This window comes from Pedobacter sp. A2324, from assembly GCF_059693705.1.
Genome location: NZ_JCASSK010000007.1, coordinates 91,706 through 108,993 on the forward strand (window position 1 = coordinate 91,706; position 17,288 = coordinate 108,993).

Below are 17,288 nucleotides of genomic sequence, written 5' to 3' on the forward strand. Positions count from 1 at the left end.
AAAGAAAGGTTAATATAATGCCTAAGCTATTTCGATTCTTCATTTTGCTGCCAGTGCTTTTATGCGCATCAAAGTCGTATGGTCAAAAGCTGGATAGCATCGCCGATAACCTACATCATTATGGAAAGCATCATATAAAATCAACCTTGTTCGTTCACTTTGATAAGAATGTATACACCAATAATGATCAGGTTTGGTTTACCGGTTATTTGTTGAAAGGTGTAACAGATCTGGCTAATTACCACACGCTATATATATCATTAGTAAATAACCTCGATAGTACTGTTGTTCTGCAAGATAAGTTTCTTATTGAAAAAGGAATTTGCTTCGGTAATCTCACACTGCCTGATTCTATAACTGGTGGAAACTACCGTTTCGTTATCAATGCCAATGTCATCGTCAATGGTAAGTCTGATGTTGAATTTATCCAGCCCATTACGATAAAATCTACAATAGTTAATAAATTAACAGCTACTGTCGCTATTTTTAACAGAAATCAGGAAAATAACAAAACGGGAACAGCTTTATTAAAAGTGCTTACAAGTGATAACCGCTTTGTAGAAAATGCCGAGATTAACTATACTATCGGAAGGTCTGAAATACTAAAAAGAGGTACCGCGAAAAGTAGTGTCATCGGAGAATTAATGATTGATTACCCATCTGCCGCAATTACAGCAGAAAATAATTTGCTTTCCATCACCGTTAATAAAGGCAATGATACTCGGTACATCAACTATGATTTGCCTTACACAAATCAACAACAATATCAGGTTAGATTTTTTCCCGAAGGTGGTTATCTAGTAAACGGAATAACAAGTAGAGTTGGTTTTGAAATCAAAGGATTGAATGATGCATCAATCAAAGCCAGAGCATTATTGTTTCGGGATAACGAAGTACTTGATACCATTTCTACCAATTCGCATGGCTTTGGTTTCTTTAACCTTTACCCCAACTTAAAGTCTAAATATTATATTAAGATTTTAAGCGGTGACGGTTCGGGCCAAACTAGACTCTTGCCAGAAATACTTAGAACCGGGATTACCTTGTCTGCTACAGAAAGCATCTGCGACAATATATTGCGAATTCATTTAAAGAGTAATTTAGATGCAAAAGTCCACCTTGTATTACATAATTATTCCGGTATTTTTCTTCATACAAATTTGATGCTTAAGGCCAATATGTCACAGCCAGTAAAGTTCCAGCTTGATTCGGTACCTGCTGGGCTTAACAGCATAACCGTTCTAGATAGTTTGTACGGGCCATTGGCCGAGAAAGCAATCTTCGCACACCATGACCAACTAAGTAAAATTAATATAGAAATCGATAAAGAAATATATTCAACCCGTGACAGTGTTCATCTGGAACTTGATTTGCAGTCTCAACTTCCATGGAAAAGCGGTTTTGTTTCCATTGCATGTGTCCAGGCAAATCGTTTAACACTTATAAATGAAAGAAACATAGTTGATTATTACTTATTAGAGAAAGAATTAGGTGTGCTCCCCTCCAATTTGTCTGGAATAAGGTTTTCTGATCGGGCATTTCTGAATGAGCTATTGATGATCAAAGGATGGACTCGTTACAGGTGGCCGGTCGAAAAACTAGAGTATCGTGACTCCATTTCGAGCATGGAACTAACTGGTCAGGTAAAGAAAGGGAAAAAAAATCTGAAAGTACCTGTCAGCCTTTTCACAATTGCAGCTAATAACGTTAATGTATTCAAAACGGATAATGCCGGTTATTTTACAATACCAGTAGAGTATCTGCTCGCAAAAGATAAGGGGAAAGTATGGCTAAATTTGCAGGAAAAGAATTCATCGGGTTATGACCTGAGTTTTAACGATCCTTTAAATAGGATTAAAAAAGAGCTGCGGTTGCAAGGCTACAAAATGGATTCCTCCCAAATGATTTCCATAAATGATCTAAACGATCGGCAGTCACATACCGGGGGTATTAAATTAAAAGAGGTCATCATTACCGAAAATCGTAATAATGGCTTATCTCATCAGCATGCCAATGAATGTGGCGACTATGTATGTCAATACAATATTCTCAATTGTCCAAATCATCCCGGAGATTCTGGTAACCGTGCACCAGTAAAAGGGAGAACCTATGGAAATGGCGGTAGGGGAGGCAATATAGTATATATAGGATGTACAGGTTATGAACCGAAACCAAATGTCTATGTCTTGAATGGCGTTAAACTTCCAAAAGAATTTTATATTTCGGATGTCACAAACAAAAATGAACCGATAAACTTTGCAACAGTATATTGGAACTATCAAACGCCATTAACTGCTGATAAGCCGACTGTTATCAAATTCAATACCGGAGATTTAACTGGAAAATTCAAGGTGGTGGTACAAGGCGTCGCAGATAATGGATTGATTTACGGGGAAAAGATAATTACAGTCCAGCGGAAATAAAAAATGCCTCCAATAAGCGTTTAGCTTTTTGGAGGCAATATTAAATACCTATATGTTTTTGAGTATTTGTTATTAAAACCTAACACCGAAGGTTAAGAATACATTGTTTCTTTTGCTGTTAACGTCAGCAACAGGTTCAGAATAATCGTTAAGCTCATAAGGAGCAGAACTGAAATTAGTTTTGTAATTCTGGTAAGCCAAATCGAAGTAATAATTATCAACACGATAACCAATTCCACCAGTGAAATACTGACCTTGATAAAACGAATTATCTCCACCTTTAACACCATTTCCATTTACACCATAACCGCCTCTGATACTAACTTCAGGACTCACCTTAACCTCAGCTCCTACACGGTAGTTCACAGCTTCTTTGTAAGAATTTTTAATAAAGGTGTTCGAGCTATTGATTGTCGCCGGATCTGAACCATTGTCTGATGAGAAGCGCATCGAAGCGTAATCAATATAGTCAACATCTGCCGAGATTAGTGCCGTTCCCGCAATCACATAACTTAAACCCGCTGATGCTTTCAAAGGCGTGCGCAGATTATAGGTAAAGGTGTAATTTCTGCTTGGGTTGTTTGAGGAATAGCCAGCTAACTGACTGTTGACAGTTTCGCTGGTATTATCCTGAATATTCATCCACGTTGGCGTTTGAAAATTCAAACCGATTCTAAATTCACTAACCGGTCTGAAGATCAATCCCAGTTTCAGGTTAAAGCCGCCACCTTTTGTTTCCTGGTTCCTGAAGTGTGTAAGGCTATAATTTTCATTACCTGCGTATCCATCAGCCGCATCGTAGGTGTTTACCAGGCCACTTTCAGTAAATGTAGCATCGCTAACATATCTAACATTTACAAAGCTCGCGGTAGCGCCAATGTAGACCTTATTACCAAAGTTCAAAGCACCGGCAACGTTAAACTCAGATGTCGACCCAAGTCGCGCTTCATTCCAATTCTGGTTAAAGCTCGTACCGGTGTAAGGCTCTGCAGAAAAACCGTTAGGGAAATTAGTAGCATTTCTGTTTATTAAATAACTGTCATAAGCATCACCGGCAACAGTATTATCAATCCCATAAGCGTTTGCCTGTTCAGCATATGCATCTCTGATTGAACTATTGGTATTTACACCACCATAGTTGATGTTATTTAAAAAATCATTGTTTCGGGTATAGCTTAAACCAAAAACAGTACTTACCAAACCCTTATTTACGTCGCTTCCCTTAGCTTTATAGGCTGGGTTGTAAAATACAACTCCAATATTATTCAGATTAATCTGGTTTTTAGTAGCCTTGGTGTCTGTTCCTAAAAATGAACTGTTATTCGAAACCGAATTAAATTCGGGAGTTAAGCTGAATTCAGATTTTGTAAATAGGCCCAATCCCGCCGGATTGGCATTAATAGATCCCATGTCTCCGCCTACACCAATCTGAGCACCTCCCATTCCTTTAAAACGGGCCGAACTGCCATAGTTAGTTTGTGAAAAACGAAAAGCATCGGGCGCGTAACTTTGAGCGTATGATGTTCCTATAGTAGCTACTGTAGCTACTATGGAAGCCAGTATATATTTTTTCATGTTGTGTGTTTCGCTAAATTAACCTCTTCCTGCTCTTGATGGTCTGCCGCCACCGCCGCCACCACCGCCGCTTGAACCAGAACCTGATCCGCTGCTAGCAGGAGGCGAGTAACTCGGAGCACTCTCAGTTCTAGTAGGACGACTCATTTGAGTAGGACGTTCGCTGGGTGTGTAAGTGTTTCCGTTATTTGTCGGCTGATAACTTCTTGTTGGTCTGCCGCTACCATTAGGATTGGTAGAACTGATAGATCCATTACCATTACCGGTATAACCAGATCTGCTAGGGCGACCGTAGTTTGGATTTACACCCGCTACAGAAGTTCTAGGAACGCCAGTATCATTGCTTCCAGGTCTTGGTCTGTAATTACCGCGGTTGGTAGCAACACCACCTCCATAGTAACCACCACCTACACCCCATCCGCCGCCATACCAGCCGCCACCCCAACCGAAACGATCGTAGTAGGAGTAAGGACCCCATGAGTTCCAGCCATATAAACCGGTGTTCCATCCAAAGCCCGAATTACCATAATAGAATGGATTATTCCAGATGCTACCGTAGTAATTTCCACCCCAGCCTCCTAATCCATAACCATTACCCCAGCCGATGCCGTATCCAAGATAATTAGAAACACCGTAACTATTGCCATAATAGTAATTGTCAAAATAAGGATCATAATAACCCTGGAAACTGTAACCATTGTAGAAACGGTTAATTCTTGAAGAATAATCCATATCGTAATAAGGATTACTTGTTCCATAATACTCATCGTAGTTCTCAGTCTGGCCTTGCTGCGTTTGAGCCTGAACCTGATTTTGAGTTGGAATATATTGTTCAACTTCCTGTGCTTTCGCAACAGAGTTGTACACATCATCAACTGGCTTATTGCTAGCCAATTTTGATGTAGAACATGACGCTACCAACCCAGCGGCAGCAATCATCACTACGGGTAAAAATTTAATTGGTTTCATTGTGTTTATATTTAGTTGTGTGTGTTCACGGATAAATAAACAAATCAAAAGTATTACTAACTATTTATTAAGGGAATAAAATATATAAATTTTACAGCTAGTCAATGTTAATCGCATTTGTTAGGCATAAATTTATAAATTTGTGCGCTAATTTTACACTATTTAACACACAAATTACGTTCCAAATACATAATATGAGCAAAGAAATTACAAGTAGAGAAGCCGATTATTCCCAGTGGTATAATGATATTGTATTAAAAGCTGACCTGGCAGAGCACTCTGCAGTTCGTGGCTGCATGGTTATCAAGCCTAATGGCTATGCTATATGGGAAAAAATGCAGGCAGTTTTGGATAAGATGTTTAAGGATACGGGTCATCAGAATGCCTATTTTCCATTATTCATTCCAAAGTCATTTTTTTCTAAGGAAGCTTCTCACGTTGAGGGTTTTGCAACAGAATGTGCGGTTGTGACACATTATCGTCTAAAAAATGATGGTAATGGAAATATTGTAGTTGACGAAACGGCAAAGCTGGAAGAAGAACTTATTGTTCGTCCAACTTCCGAAACCATTATCTGGAACACATACAAGGGTTGGATTCAGTCCTATCGTGACTTGCCTATACTGATCAATCAATGGGCAAACGTAGTTAGATGGGAAATGCGTACCCGTTTGTTTTTACGCACTGCAGAGTTTTTGTGGCAGGAAGGACACACTGCTCACGCCACGGCTGAAGAGGCTATCGAGGAGACTGAACGCATGCTTAACATTTACGCTGATTTTGCTGAAAACTGGCTTGCTGTTCCTGTGGTAAGAGGAAGGAAATCTCCGAATGAAAGATTCGCTGGTGCAATTGATACCTACTGCATTGAGGCTCTAATGCAAGATGGCAAGGCACTTCAAGCGGGTACATCACACTTTTTAGGCCAGAATTTCGCTAAAGCATTCGATGTTAAGTTCACCGGTAAAGATGGAAAGTTGGATCACGTTTGGGCCACTTCATGGGGTGTTTCAACCCGTTTGATGGGAGCACTGATCATGGCCCACAGTGATGACTCAGGCTTAATTATTCCACCAAAACTCGCTCCGATTCAGGTAGTAATTGTTCCAATTTATAAAGGAGATGAAGACCTGGCAAAAATTTCTGCTTACGTAAATGAGCTTACCATGCGACTGCGTGGCATGGGTATTTCGGTAAAATACGATGACAGAGATACACAACGTCCAGGTTATAAGTTTGCAGATTACGAATTGAAAGGTGTTCCGGTTCGTATTGCTATAGGTGGAAGGGATCTGGAAAATAAAACGGTAGAAATTGCCCGAAGGGATACTAAGATAAAACAAACCGTACCTCAGGAAGGCCTGGATATTTATATTGTTAAATTGTTAGAGGATATCCAGACGAGTATGTTTAATAAGGCATTGGCTTACAGAGATGAACACATTACTGAGGCAAATACCTATCAGGAGTTTAAAGATCTATTGGATGGTAAAGCAGGTTTTATTTCTGCACACTGGGATGGAACCTCTGAAACCGAACAGAAAATCAAAGAAGAAACAAAAGCAACGATCCGTTGTATTCCTTTGGATAATAAGTTGGAAGATGGCGTTTGTATTTATTCAGGCAAACCATCTACACAAAGGGTATTGTTCGCAAGAGCATATTAATTAGATTTGAGATTTGAGAAACCGGGTTGAGCGTTAATCTCAACTCGTTAACTCCAATCTCAGATCTCAGATCACAATAAGAAATGAAATTCGCAACAAAAGCAATACATGCAGGTCAGGAACCTGATCCAACAACGGGTGCGGTTATGACACCCATATACCAAACGTCCACATACTGGCAAAAATCTCCTGGCGATAATAAAGGCTATGAGTATTCCAGAGGAACAAATCCAACGCGTAAAGCGCTTGAAGACTGCTTGGCGGCGTTAGAAAATGCGAAATATGGTTTAGCGTTCTCAAGCGGAATGGGGGCTACAGATGCCGTTTTAAAACTTCTTCAGCCAGGCGATGAGGTGATCACTGGTAACGATCTCTACGGTGGTTCTTACCGCATCTTTACCAAAATTTTCACTAAGTACGGTATCAAATTTCATTTTCTGGACCTTTCTAAGCCAGAAAATATGTTGCCATACATTAATGAAAAAACAAAATTGGTTTGGATTGAAACGCCTACTAATCCAACTATGCAGATCATTGATATTGAAGGGGTAGCTAAAATTACCAAAGAGAAGAATTTAATTCTCACGGTTGATAATACATTTGCCTCTCCCTACTTGCAAAACCCAATCGATTTAGGTGCTGACATAGTTATGCACTCGGTAACCAAGTATATTGGTGGTCACTCGGATGTGGTAATGGGCGCGCTGGTAACCAGTAATGAGCAATTGTATAAAGACCTTTGGTTTATATATAATGCATGCGGCGCAACACCAGGTCCCCAGGATTCATTTCTGGTACTAAGAGGTATTAAAACACTGCATTTGCGTATGAAGGCACATTGCGAGAACGGCGAGCGAATAGCACATTACTTAAAATCTCATCCCAAAGTAGATAAGATATACTGGCCAGGATTTGAAGATCATCCAAATCACGAGGTTGCCAAAAAACAAATGCGGGGCTTTGGAGGCATGATTTCCATTACGTTAAAAGGCGCAGATCTTGCTGAAACATTCAGGGTATCCTCTAACTTCAAAGTGTTTACCTTGGCAGAATCGTTGGGAGGAGTAGAATCATTAATCAATCACCCTGCAACGATGACTCATGGGTCTATTCCAAAAGAAGAGAGAGAAAAAGTTGGCGTTACAGATAATTTACTTCGCTTAAGTGTTGGTGTAGAAGATATTGACGACCTTTTGGAAGATCTCGAGAATGCACTTTCTTAATAAGAACAATCAGGCAAATTACGCTTTGCCTGATTATTTTTAACCACCTTCAATAGCAGCAATAGCTGCTATTTGTATTTTATTTTGGCCATATGGAATTTCTCGAACTCAAGAATTTTCTTGACAGAAAAGTTGAACAATATAATACACCAGATTTTATTGTTAATGATCCGGTTTGCATTCCTCATCTTTTTCAGCAAAAGCAGGATATTGAAATTTCTGCCTTTTTTGCTGCGGTGCTAGCCTGGGGACAACGTAAAACGATCATCAATAAATGTAGAGAGTTATTAAATCGTATGGATAACGCCCCTTATGATTTTGTATTGAACCACACCGATGACGATTTAAAGCGGTTACTCTTTTTTAAGCACCGAACATTTAACGATACTGATCTGCTTTATTTTATCTCATTCTTCAAAATGCACTACGGCAAATTTGATACTTTCGAACAGGCATTCATTCCGGCAAGAGGCGAATTTAGTATTGAAGATTCGTTAAATCACTTCAGAAGTTACTTTTTTTCACTTGAAGATTTTCCACATCGTACCAGAAAACACATTTCATCGCCGCGACAAAAATCTACGTGTAAACGATTAAATATGTTTTTACGATGGATGGTGAGGAAAGATGACAAGGGTGTAGATTTTGGCATCTGGAAAACCATCCGACCGGAGGATCTGGTGTGCCCTTGCGATGTACATGTAGATCGGGTAGGCAGATTGCTCGGACTAATTACCAGAAAACAGACAGATTGGTCTACCGCAGTCGAGTTAACCACACAGCTCAAGCAATTCGATGAGCTGGATCCTGTTAAATATGATTTTGCGCTATTTGGTCTTGGGGTGGAAAAAGTTTTGTGATATTTTTCTGTATTAGAAAAATAACCTCAAACCTTCGTTTTTCCCTTGAAACTTCCTATCATTACATACTGATTTTACATTTGATGTAAGTTGCGTCTATCGCTAAGCTAAACAAACATGATTGCAGTTAATTTATCTGATGAAGATAGGTGGAGAAGATACAATAATTCCTCACCATTGATTTCTGTTTTTAAAAACTTTCATCCTCTTAATGATGAGATCGAACAGCGAATTAATCAGCATACTTTTCCAATTAGTTATAAAAAGAATAAATTTCTTGTTTCTCCTGTAGATCATAATAAATATCTGTTTTTAATTGTAAAAGGAATAGTAAGGGGATTTATCAAAGATGGCAAAACGGAAATTACTACGTGGATTGCAAAAGAAAATGAGGTAGTCGGTACTATCCGCAATTTATGGATTGATGGCGATTCAGAAGAATACCTACAGGCGCTGGAAGATGTTGAGCTAATTGCGATTCCGCATGTGTTATCGGAATATCTTTACGAGAACTTTCCGGAGGCAAATATTGTAGGTCGAAAAATGATGGAACTCTATTACCGGTCAGCCGAAGAACGGGCATATTTGTGCCGTATATCATCCGCAGAAAAAAGATATAAAAGATTTCTCGCCTCATTCCCCGATTTAATTAACCGGGTATCCCTGAAATATATCGCTTCGTTCCTGGCAGTGCGGCTCGAAACACTTAGCCGGATACGGGCCAAACTATAAGTTTCAAATTTCTTCGTATTTAGAACGTGGAGCTATACTTAACAAAATCATAGCCTTATTGTTTTATAAAAAAACCATTTCAGTTCCTTATTTTGTATGATTAATACTGCTTTTTAAAGAAATGTTGTTGATTATTATCAAATAATGCAGGCCATATGGGTTTACTTGAATTACGATGACAAATTGTTACATTGTTTTTCAGTTACTTTGTAGTATTGATAATACAGTATTTAAAGCTTTAAGTATCATTTCTGTCCCCGGATTCGAATTTTTGTTTAGAATCAGGAAATGAACTCAGCTTAAAGAAGTCGTCTATCTAAAAACGCTGAATCCAGTACGTTCTTTGACCCATGGTTGCTTAACTATCTCGATATAAGCTTTTTAATAAGATATAAGTTCTCTTCAAACCCAATGCAGGTGTAGAAAACTCCCCAGACCATTTCTTTAAGTATATTCAAATGCTGAAAATTGATGCTCATATATTACAATTGAAATGAAAAAACAACTATCTCTCAGTTTAGTTCTTGTATTAAGTGTTTTTGGAGCCTTGGCTCAACAAAAAATGAAAGATGGCACGGTTACATATGGTAATCTGCCTAATAAGGATGCCATTCTGGAATTAGAAAGCACAAATAAAGGATTACTATTTTCGAGAGTAGCACTTAAGGATTCCAGGGATCCGGCTCCATTATCTGCGCACATTGCAGGTATGATGGTATATAATACGCAAACGGCATCAGATGTGGTACCGGGAATCTATTATAATGATGGAAGCAAATGGACACTTGCCCGCCAGGGTCAGGCTACAAACCTATCTTATAACCCTACAACTTATACTTTAAGTTTCCTCGACCCGTCAAGCAATGCTGCCGTACTGGTTGATCTGCGCGACGTTGTCAAGAAAAACGAAACATTAACTTCTTTGGTAAAACAGGAAAACGGAACCTATGTTTACACTGCAGAAGATGGCGCGAAAACCACGATCAATGTTCCAACAGATGTGATTAACAACTTTCAAACCATTGCCAACACATTATCGGTAAAACAGATCATCGAAAATATTGTCAAAAATACTGCCGGCAACGTATTTTTTGATGGTACAAATTTGACATATATTGATAAAAGCGGTGCTACACAAGTAATAAATCTTACACAGATTGTAAAGGGTGGAGAAACCATAACTACATTGGTAAAGAATACAGATGGTAGCTATACCTACACTAATGAGAAAAACGATAAGGTAACTTTTAACGTGATAGGCGATATAAATACGAATATCATTAATGAAGGTGCACTCTATACCACCATTAAAAATGTTATAGATAAGGAAGAAACCGTTACTAGTCTGGTGTATGACGTGGTTAAAAATACCCTGACATACTCTGATGAAAATAAAATTGTCAATACTATTGATATAGCAAAACTGGTTACAAAAAATCAACTTACAACATTATTATCAAACAGTGAAACTACAGAAGTAACTTCAAACACTATCTTAAATAACACAAGTTATAAAGTTGAGGTTAAGAATGGTGCCATCAGTACTGTGAAGTTAGCTAATGAGGCTGTTACCACTGAAAAGATAGGCAAAGGCTCCGTTACGGGTGATCAGGTTGCAGTTAAGGTGATTAGTGCCGACAAACTTGTTGCCAACCCAACAGATAAAGGAATGGTTGGCGTTGTACAGGCAGATGGAACCATTGTTTATCAGACTCTAACTTCGTCAAACATTTCAGGTAAAGACTTAACGGCGGAAGATGGTTCAATCGCTGTAGCGAATGGAATTGGTGCTACCTTAGTTAACGCCAAGCTGAGAGTTGCTGATGGAGGCATTACCACGTCTAAATTAGCTGATGGTGCAGTAACCAACGTTAAAGTTGGTGCCGATGCAATTACAACGGATAAAATCAAAGATGGTGAAGTTAAGACGGCTGATCTCGGTGATAAGACTGTCACCGGCGATAAGATTGCTGATAAAACAGTTACCGCTGATAAGTTAATCGCGAACCCTGCAGATAAAGATAAAGTCGGTGTGGTTCAGGCAGACGGAAGCATTGTTTATCAAACATTATCTGGTGGTAACATAAAAGGAAAGGATCTTACAGCTGAAGATGGTTCAATTGCAGTAACTGATGGAGCTGGTGCAACACTGGTAAACTCAAAAGTGAAGGTTGCCGATGGTGGTATTAATACTGCTAAATTGGCTGATGGTGCAGTAACCAACGTCAAAGTTGGTGCTGACGCAATCACGACAGATAAAATCAAAGATGGTGAAATTAAAACTGCTGATGTTGCTGATAAAAACATTACCGCCGCAAAACTTGACGCGGGAACAGGAACAGCGGGTCGTTTGGCTATTGCTGATGCCACAGGAGCTGTAACTTATTCTAACACTATTCCGAGTGGATCAATTACCGGTGAGAATGTAATTGCCGGAAGCAATAAAGTAGCCTTAGGCGGAACGCCGACAGGTGCTGCATTAAAATCCTTTTCTGTTGACGTGGACGAAGCCAATTTAAACTTAGCTAATATTGGAGGTAAAGTAACCAACAATCAGATCATCACAGGAACGGCAAACCAGATATTAGTGACCAATGCTGCTGGAACAGCCACAGAATGGATTGATAAATCAGCTGCAACTTCAGTTAGTAACGCTTCAACAGGAAATATCATCACGACTACGGTTAATGGTACAACAGGTGCTGCAGTAAACATTATCAACACTAATGTAACGAGTCTTGATGCCGGAAATAAGCTAATCACCACCGTTAACGGCGTAGCAAGTACCCCACTGGATATTTCAACAGCGGTTGTCGCTACACAAAAAACCACGACATTGTCTAATGGCAGCAACACCACTGCTACCGGAACCACAACAGGAAATGTTACCGATTACAAGGTAAATGTAAATAATGCTACGACAACAACAACCGGAGCTGTTAAACCAGGCGCTGGTTTAACAGTAGATGGAACAGGAACACTTTTGGTTGATGCTTCGGCAATTGTCACTGGAAAAGCCTTGTCATCAAATGATTTAACAATCTCTGCAAACGGCTCGATTTCCTTATTAAAAGATGTTAATATCGATATCAAAAACGGTGCAGTTACGACTGCTAAATTAGCTGATGGTGCAGTAACTAATGTTAAAGTTGGTGCTGATGCGATTACCACAGACAAAATTAAAGATGGAGAAGTAAAAACTGCTGATCTCGGCGATAAAGCAGTAACGGGAGATAAAATTGCTGATAAAACAGTAACTGCTGAAAAGCTTACGGCTAATCCTGCTGACAAAGATAAAGTAGGCGTGGTTCAGGCTGATGGGAGTATTGTTTATCAAACCTTATCAGCTACCAACATCTCAGGTAAAAACCTGACTGCAGAAGACAATTCAATCGCAGTAACCGATGGAACTGGAGCAACATTGGTAAATTCAAAATTGAAAGTTGCTGATGGCGGTATCACGACTGCTAAACTTGCTGATGGTGCGGTAACTACTACTAGAATAGCGGACGGATCAGTAACTAACGCTAAAGTTGGTGTTGATGCAATCACAACGGATAAAATTAAAGACGGAGAAGTTAAAACTGCTGATCTTGGCGATAAAGTAGTAACGGGAGATAAAATCGCTGATAAAACAGTAACTGCTGAAAAGCTTACGGCTAATCCTGCTGACAAAGATAAAGTAGGCGTGGTTCAGGCTGATGGGAGTATTGTTTATCAAACTTTATCAGCTACTAACATTTCAGGTAAAAACCTGACTGCAGAAGACGGTTCAATCGCAGTAACCGATGGAACTGGAGCAACATTGGTAAATTCAAAATTGAAAGTTGCTGATGGCGGTATCATCACTGCAAAACTTGCTGACGGTGCAGTAACTACTGGTAAAATAGCTGATGGTGCTATTACCAATGCTAAAGTTGGTGCTGATGCAATCACAACGGATAAAATCAAAGACGGTGAAGTTAAAACTGCTGATGTAGCAGATAAAAACATTACTCCGGCAAAACTAGATGCAACTGGCGCAACAGCTGGACAAGTGGCTACTGCTAATGCTAACGGAACAGTTACTTATCAAACTTTATCAGAAACTAACTTAACCAGTACAAAAGGGATTACTGCTACAGGAATCACGGTAACTGGTGGCGCAGGTTCAACATTGAAAGATGTTACTTTGGCCATTACCGATGGTGCAATCACGACTGCTAAACTCGCTGATGGTGCTGTTACTACTGTTAAAGTTGCTGACGGTGCTGTTACGAACGCTAAAGTTGGTGCTGATGCAATCACAACGGATAAAATCAAAGACGGTGAAGTTAAAACTGCTGACGTTGCAGATAAAAACATTACTGCAGCGAAACTAGATGCAACTGGCGCAACAGCTGGACAGGTAGCTACTGCGAATGCAAACGGAACTGTTACTTATCAGACTTTATCCGAAACCAACTTAACCAGTACTAAAGGAATTACTGCTACAGGAATCACGGTAACTGGTGGAGCAGGTTCAACATTGAAAGATGTTAGTTTAGCGATTACCGATGGTGCGATCACGACTGCTAAACTTGCTGATGGTGCGGTAACTACTACTAAAATAGCTGACGGGTCAGTGACTAATGCCAAAGTTGGTGCTGATGCGATCACAACGGATAAAATTATAGACGGAGAAGTTAAAACTGATGATCTTGGCGATAAAGCAGTAACCGGAGATAAAGTTGCTGATAAAACAATCGCTGCTACAAAGCTAGATGCAACTGGCGCAACAGCTGGACAGGTAGCTACTGCTAATGCAAACGGAGCAGTTACTTATCAAACTTTATCAGAAACCAACTTAACCAGTACGAAAGGAATCACTGCTACAGGAATCACCATAACTGGTGGAGCAGGTTCAACATTGAAAGATGTTACTTTAGCGATTACGGATGGTGCAATTACGACTGCTAAACTTGCTGACGGTGCTGTAACTACTACTAAAATAGCTGACGGGTCAGTAACTAATGATAAAGTTGGTGCTGATGCAATCACTACAGATAAAATTAAAGATGGTGAAGTCAAAACTGCTGATGTTGCAGATAAAAACATTACTGCGGCAAAACTAGATGCAACCGGCGCAACTGCTGGTCAGGTAGCTACTGCTAATGCAAACGGAACAGTTACTTATCAAACTTTATCAGAAACCAATTTAACCAGTACGAAAGGAATCACTGCTACAGGAATCACGGTAACTAGTGGAGCAGGTTCAACATTGAAAGATGTTACTTTAGCGATTACCGATGGTGCAATCACGACTGCTAAACTTGCTGACGGTGCGGTTACTACCGCTAAGTTAGCTGACGGGTCAGTAACTACTACTAAAATAGCTGACGGGTCAGTAACTAACGTTAAAGTTGGCGCTGGTGCAATCACAACGGATAAAATCAAAGACGGTGAAGTTAAAACTGCTGATCTTGCAGATAAAAACATTACTGCAGCAAAACTAGATGCAACGGGAGCAACAGCTGGTCAGGTAGCTACAGCAAACGCCAACGGAACAGTTACTTATCAAACTTTATCAGAAACTAACTTAACAAGTACTAAAGGAATCAACGCTACAGGCATCACGGTAACTGGTGGAGCAGGTTCAACATTGAAAGATGTTACTTTAGCAATTACCGATGGTGCAATCACGACTGCTAAACTTGCTGACGGTGCGGTTACTACCGCTAAATTAGCTGATGGCATAGTAACTACTACTAAAATAGCTGACGGGTCAGTAACTAATGCTAAAGTTGGTGCTGATGCAATCACAACGGATAAAATTAAAGACGGAGAAGTTAAAACTGCTGATCTTGGCGATAAAGCAGTAACCGGAGATAAAGTTGCTGATAAAACAATCGCGGCTACAAAACTAGATGCAACTGGCGCGACAGCTGGTCAGGTAGCTACAGCAAACGCAAACGGAACAGTTACTTATCAAACTTTATCAGAAACTAACTTAACCAGTACAAAAGGGATTACTGCTACAGGAATTACGGTAAGTGGTGGAGCAGGTTCAACATTGAAAGATGTTACTTTAGCGATTACGGATGGTGCAATCACGACTGCAAAACTTGCTGACGGTGCTGTTACTAACGCTAAAGTTGGTGCTGATGCAATCACAACAGATAAAATTAAAGACGGTGAAGTTAAAACTGCTGATCTTGGCGATAAAGCAGTAACAGGAGATAAAGTTGCTGATAAAACAATTACTGCTACAAATCTGGATGCAACTGGCGCAACAGCTGGACAAGTGGCTACGGCCAATGCAAACGGAACAGTTACTTATCAAACTTTATCAGAAACTAACTTAACAAGTACTAAAGGAATCACGGCTACAGGAATCACGGTAACTGGTGGAGCAGGTTCAACATTGAAAGATGTTACTTTAGCAATTACCGATGGTGCAATCACGACTGCTAAACTTGCTGACGGTGCAGTAACTACAGCTAAACTTGCTGACGGGTCAGTAACTAATGCTAAAGTTGGTGCTGATGCGATCACAACGGATAAAATTAAAGACGGTGAAGTTAAGACCGATGATATCGCAACTGCTGCAGTAACTAATGCAAAAATTGATGCGAAAGCAGTAACTGCTTCAAAACTGGATGCTGGAACCGGCACAGCAGGTCGTTTAGCTATTGCTGATGCAATAGGTGCCGTAACGTACTCTAACACAATTCCAAGCGGATCAATCACAGGTGAAAATGTTAGTGCAGGAAGCAATAAAGTAACTTTGGGAGGAACCCCAGCAGGTGCTGCATTAAAAGCGTTTTCAGTTGATGTTAACGAGGCAAACTTAACCCTATCCAACATTGGCGGTAAAGTAACCAACAACCAGATTACTATAGGAACAGCAAATCAAATGTTGGTTACAAATGCTGCAGGAACAGCTACTGAATGGGTCGACAAATCAACCGCGACATCGGTAAGCAATACCTCAACAGGAAATAGTTTAACTACTACAGTAAACGGCAAAGCAGGCACTGCCGTAAATATTATCAATACCAACACCACTAGTCTTGATGCTGGCAATAAACTAATCACCACAGTAAATGGTGTAGCAAGTACACCACTGGATATTTCGACAGCAGTTGTGGCTACGCAAAAGACAACTACATTATCCAACGGCTTGAATACTACAGTTGCCGGAACGACTACAGGAAATGTAACAGATTATAAGGTGAACGTCGCTACAGCAAACGGTACTACGGCCGGTGTGGTGAAACAACTTGCAACAAGCCCGGTAACCATCAACAGCAACGGAGAACTGGGATTGAATGCAAATAACGGTTTAACAGTTGCCAACAATAACGTTCAGTTAGGCGGTACCTTAAATCAGGCAACAACGGTAACCACCGGAACCAATTTGTTAACAGTCGCGACCGGAGGCAACAATACAATGGCCGTTACTGGATTACAAACTGGCACCGTAACAGATCAGGTAGTCGTAGCCGATGCGAACGGTATATTAAAACAGGTTAAAGCAGCTATGCCGAAATTCTTTTATATGCCATCAGTAGTCATTCCTACTGCGGCCGACCAGTTCGTCGCTGAATCAGGTGTTACCGGTGAGTCTTTCGGAACAATGAATCTTTACGATCGCTACTCGAAGCAGTTTCTAACGCCATTAAAAAGCAGTCCCGGTGCCCCTGCATTGCCAATTTTTGCCAAAACCGACCTGTATTATTATGTTACCTGGTATGATGCTACAGTATTTAGTAATGTGCAGGTAAGTGCTGCCGGAGTACTAACCTATACCGTTGTTGCGGGTGCAGATGTGACTGTTGGTTCTTTTATGAATATTGTTTTTGCTGTTAAATAAATCAA

General features: G+C 40.0%; 8 protein-coding genes. 6 read left to right on the forward strand and 2 right to left on the reverse strand.

From position 1 onward, the window contains the following. Positions 1-212: 212 nt before the first annotated feature. Entirely contained in the window at positions 213-2,423 is a 2,211-nt protein-coding gene (locus tag AC570I_RS19525) for a hypothetical protein (RefSeq protein ID WP_497406827.1), read from the forward strand. Between the two features lie 72 nt (positions 2,424-2,495). Here AC570I_RS19525 and AC570I_RS19530 read toward each other — a convergent pair whose 3' ends face one another. Both AC570I_RS19530 and AC570I_RS19535 read right to left on the reverse strand, forming a co-directional pair. Further along, positions 2,496-3,998: an OmpP1/FadL family transporter gene (locus AC570I_RS19530; RefSeq protein ID WP_497406828.1), complete on the reverse strand. Its 1,503-nt coding sequence runs from the start codon at positions 3,996-3,998 to the stop codon at positions 2,496-2,498. Between the two features lie 18 nt (positions 3,999-4,016). After that, on the reverse strand, positions 4,017-4,967 hold the full coding sequence (locus AC570I_RS19535; RefSeq protein ID WP_497406829.1) for a hypothetical protein: 951 nt from the start codon (positions 4,965-4,967) through the stop codon (positions 4,017-4,019). 194 nt (positions 4,968-5,161) lie between these two features. Between AC570I_RS19535 and proS the strand changes: the two genes are divergently transcribed. From proS to AC570I_RS19560, 5 genes are all read left to right on the forward strand, one after another. After that, a complete protein-coding gene (gene proS, locus AC570I_RS19540; RefSeq protein WP_497406830.1) occupies positions 5,162-6,634 on the forward strand; it encodes a proline--tRNA ligase in 1,473 nt (490 codons plus the stop codon). 83 nt (positions 6,635-6,717) lie between these two features. Continuing rightward, positions 6,718-7,857, forward strand: coding sequence for a cystathionine gamma-synthase (locus AC570I_RS19545; RefSeq protein WP_497406831.1), 1,140 nt, complete (start codon positions 6,718-6,720; stop codon positions 7,855-7,857). A gap of 92 nt (positions 7,858-7,949) precedes the next feature. After that, positions 7,950-8,717 (forward strand): TIGR02757 family protein, encoded by a 768-nt coding sequence (locus AC570I_RS19550; RefSeq protein ID WP_497406832.1) that lies wholly within the window; start codon positions 7,950-7,952, stop codon positions 8,715-8,717. A 117-nt stretch (positions 8,718-8,834) separates the two neighbouring features. Further along, complete coding sequence (locus AC570I_RS19555; protein ID WP_497406833.1) at positions 8,835-9,449, forward strand: Crp/Fnr family transcriptional regulator; 615 nt, start codon at positions 8,835-8,837, stop codon at positions 9,447-9,449. 493 nt (positions 9,450-9,942) lie between these two features. Beyond that, entirely contained in the window at positions 9,943-17,283 is a 7,341-nt protein-coding gene (locus tag AC570I_RS19560) for a phage tail-like protein (RefSeq protein WP_497406834.1), read from the forward strand. Positions 17,284-17,288: the final 5 nt, after the last annotated feature.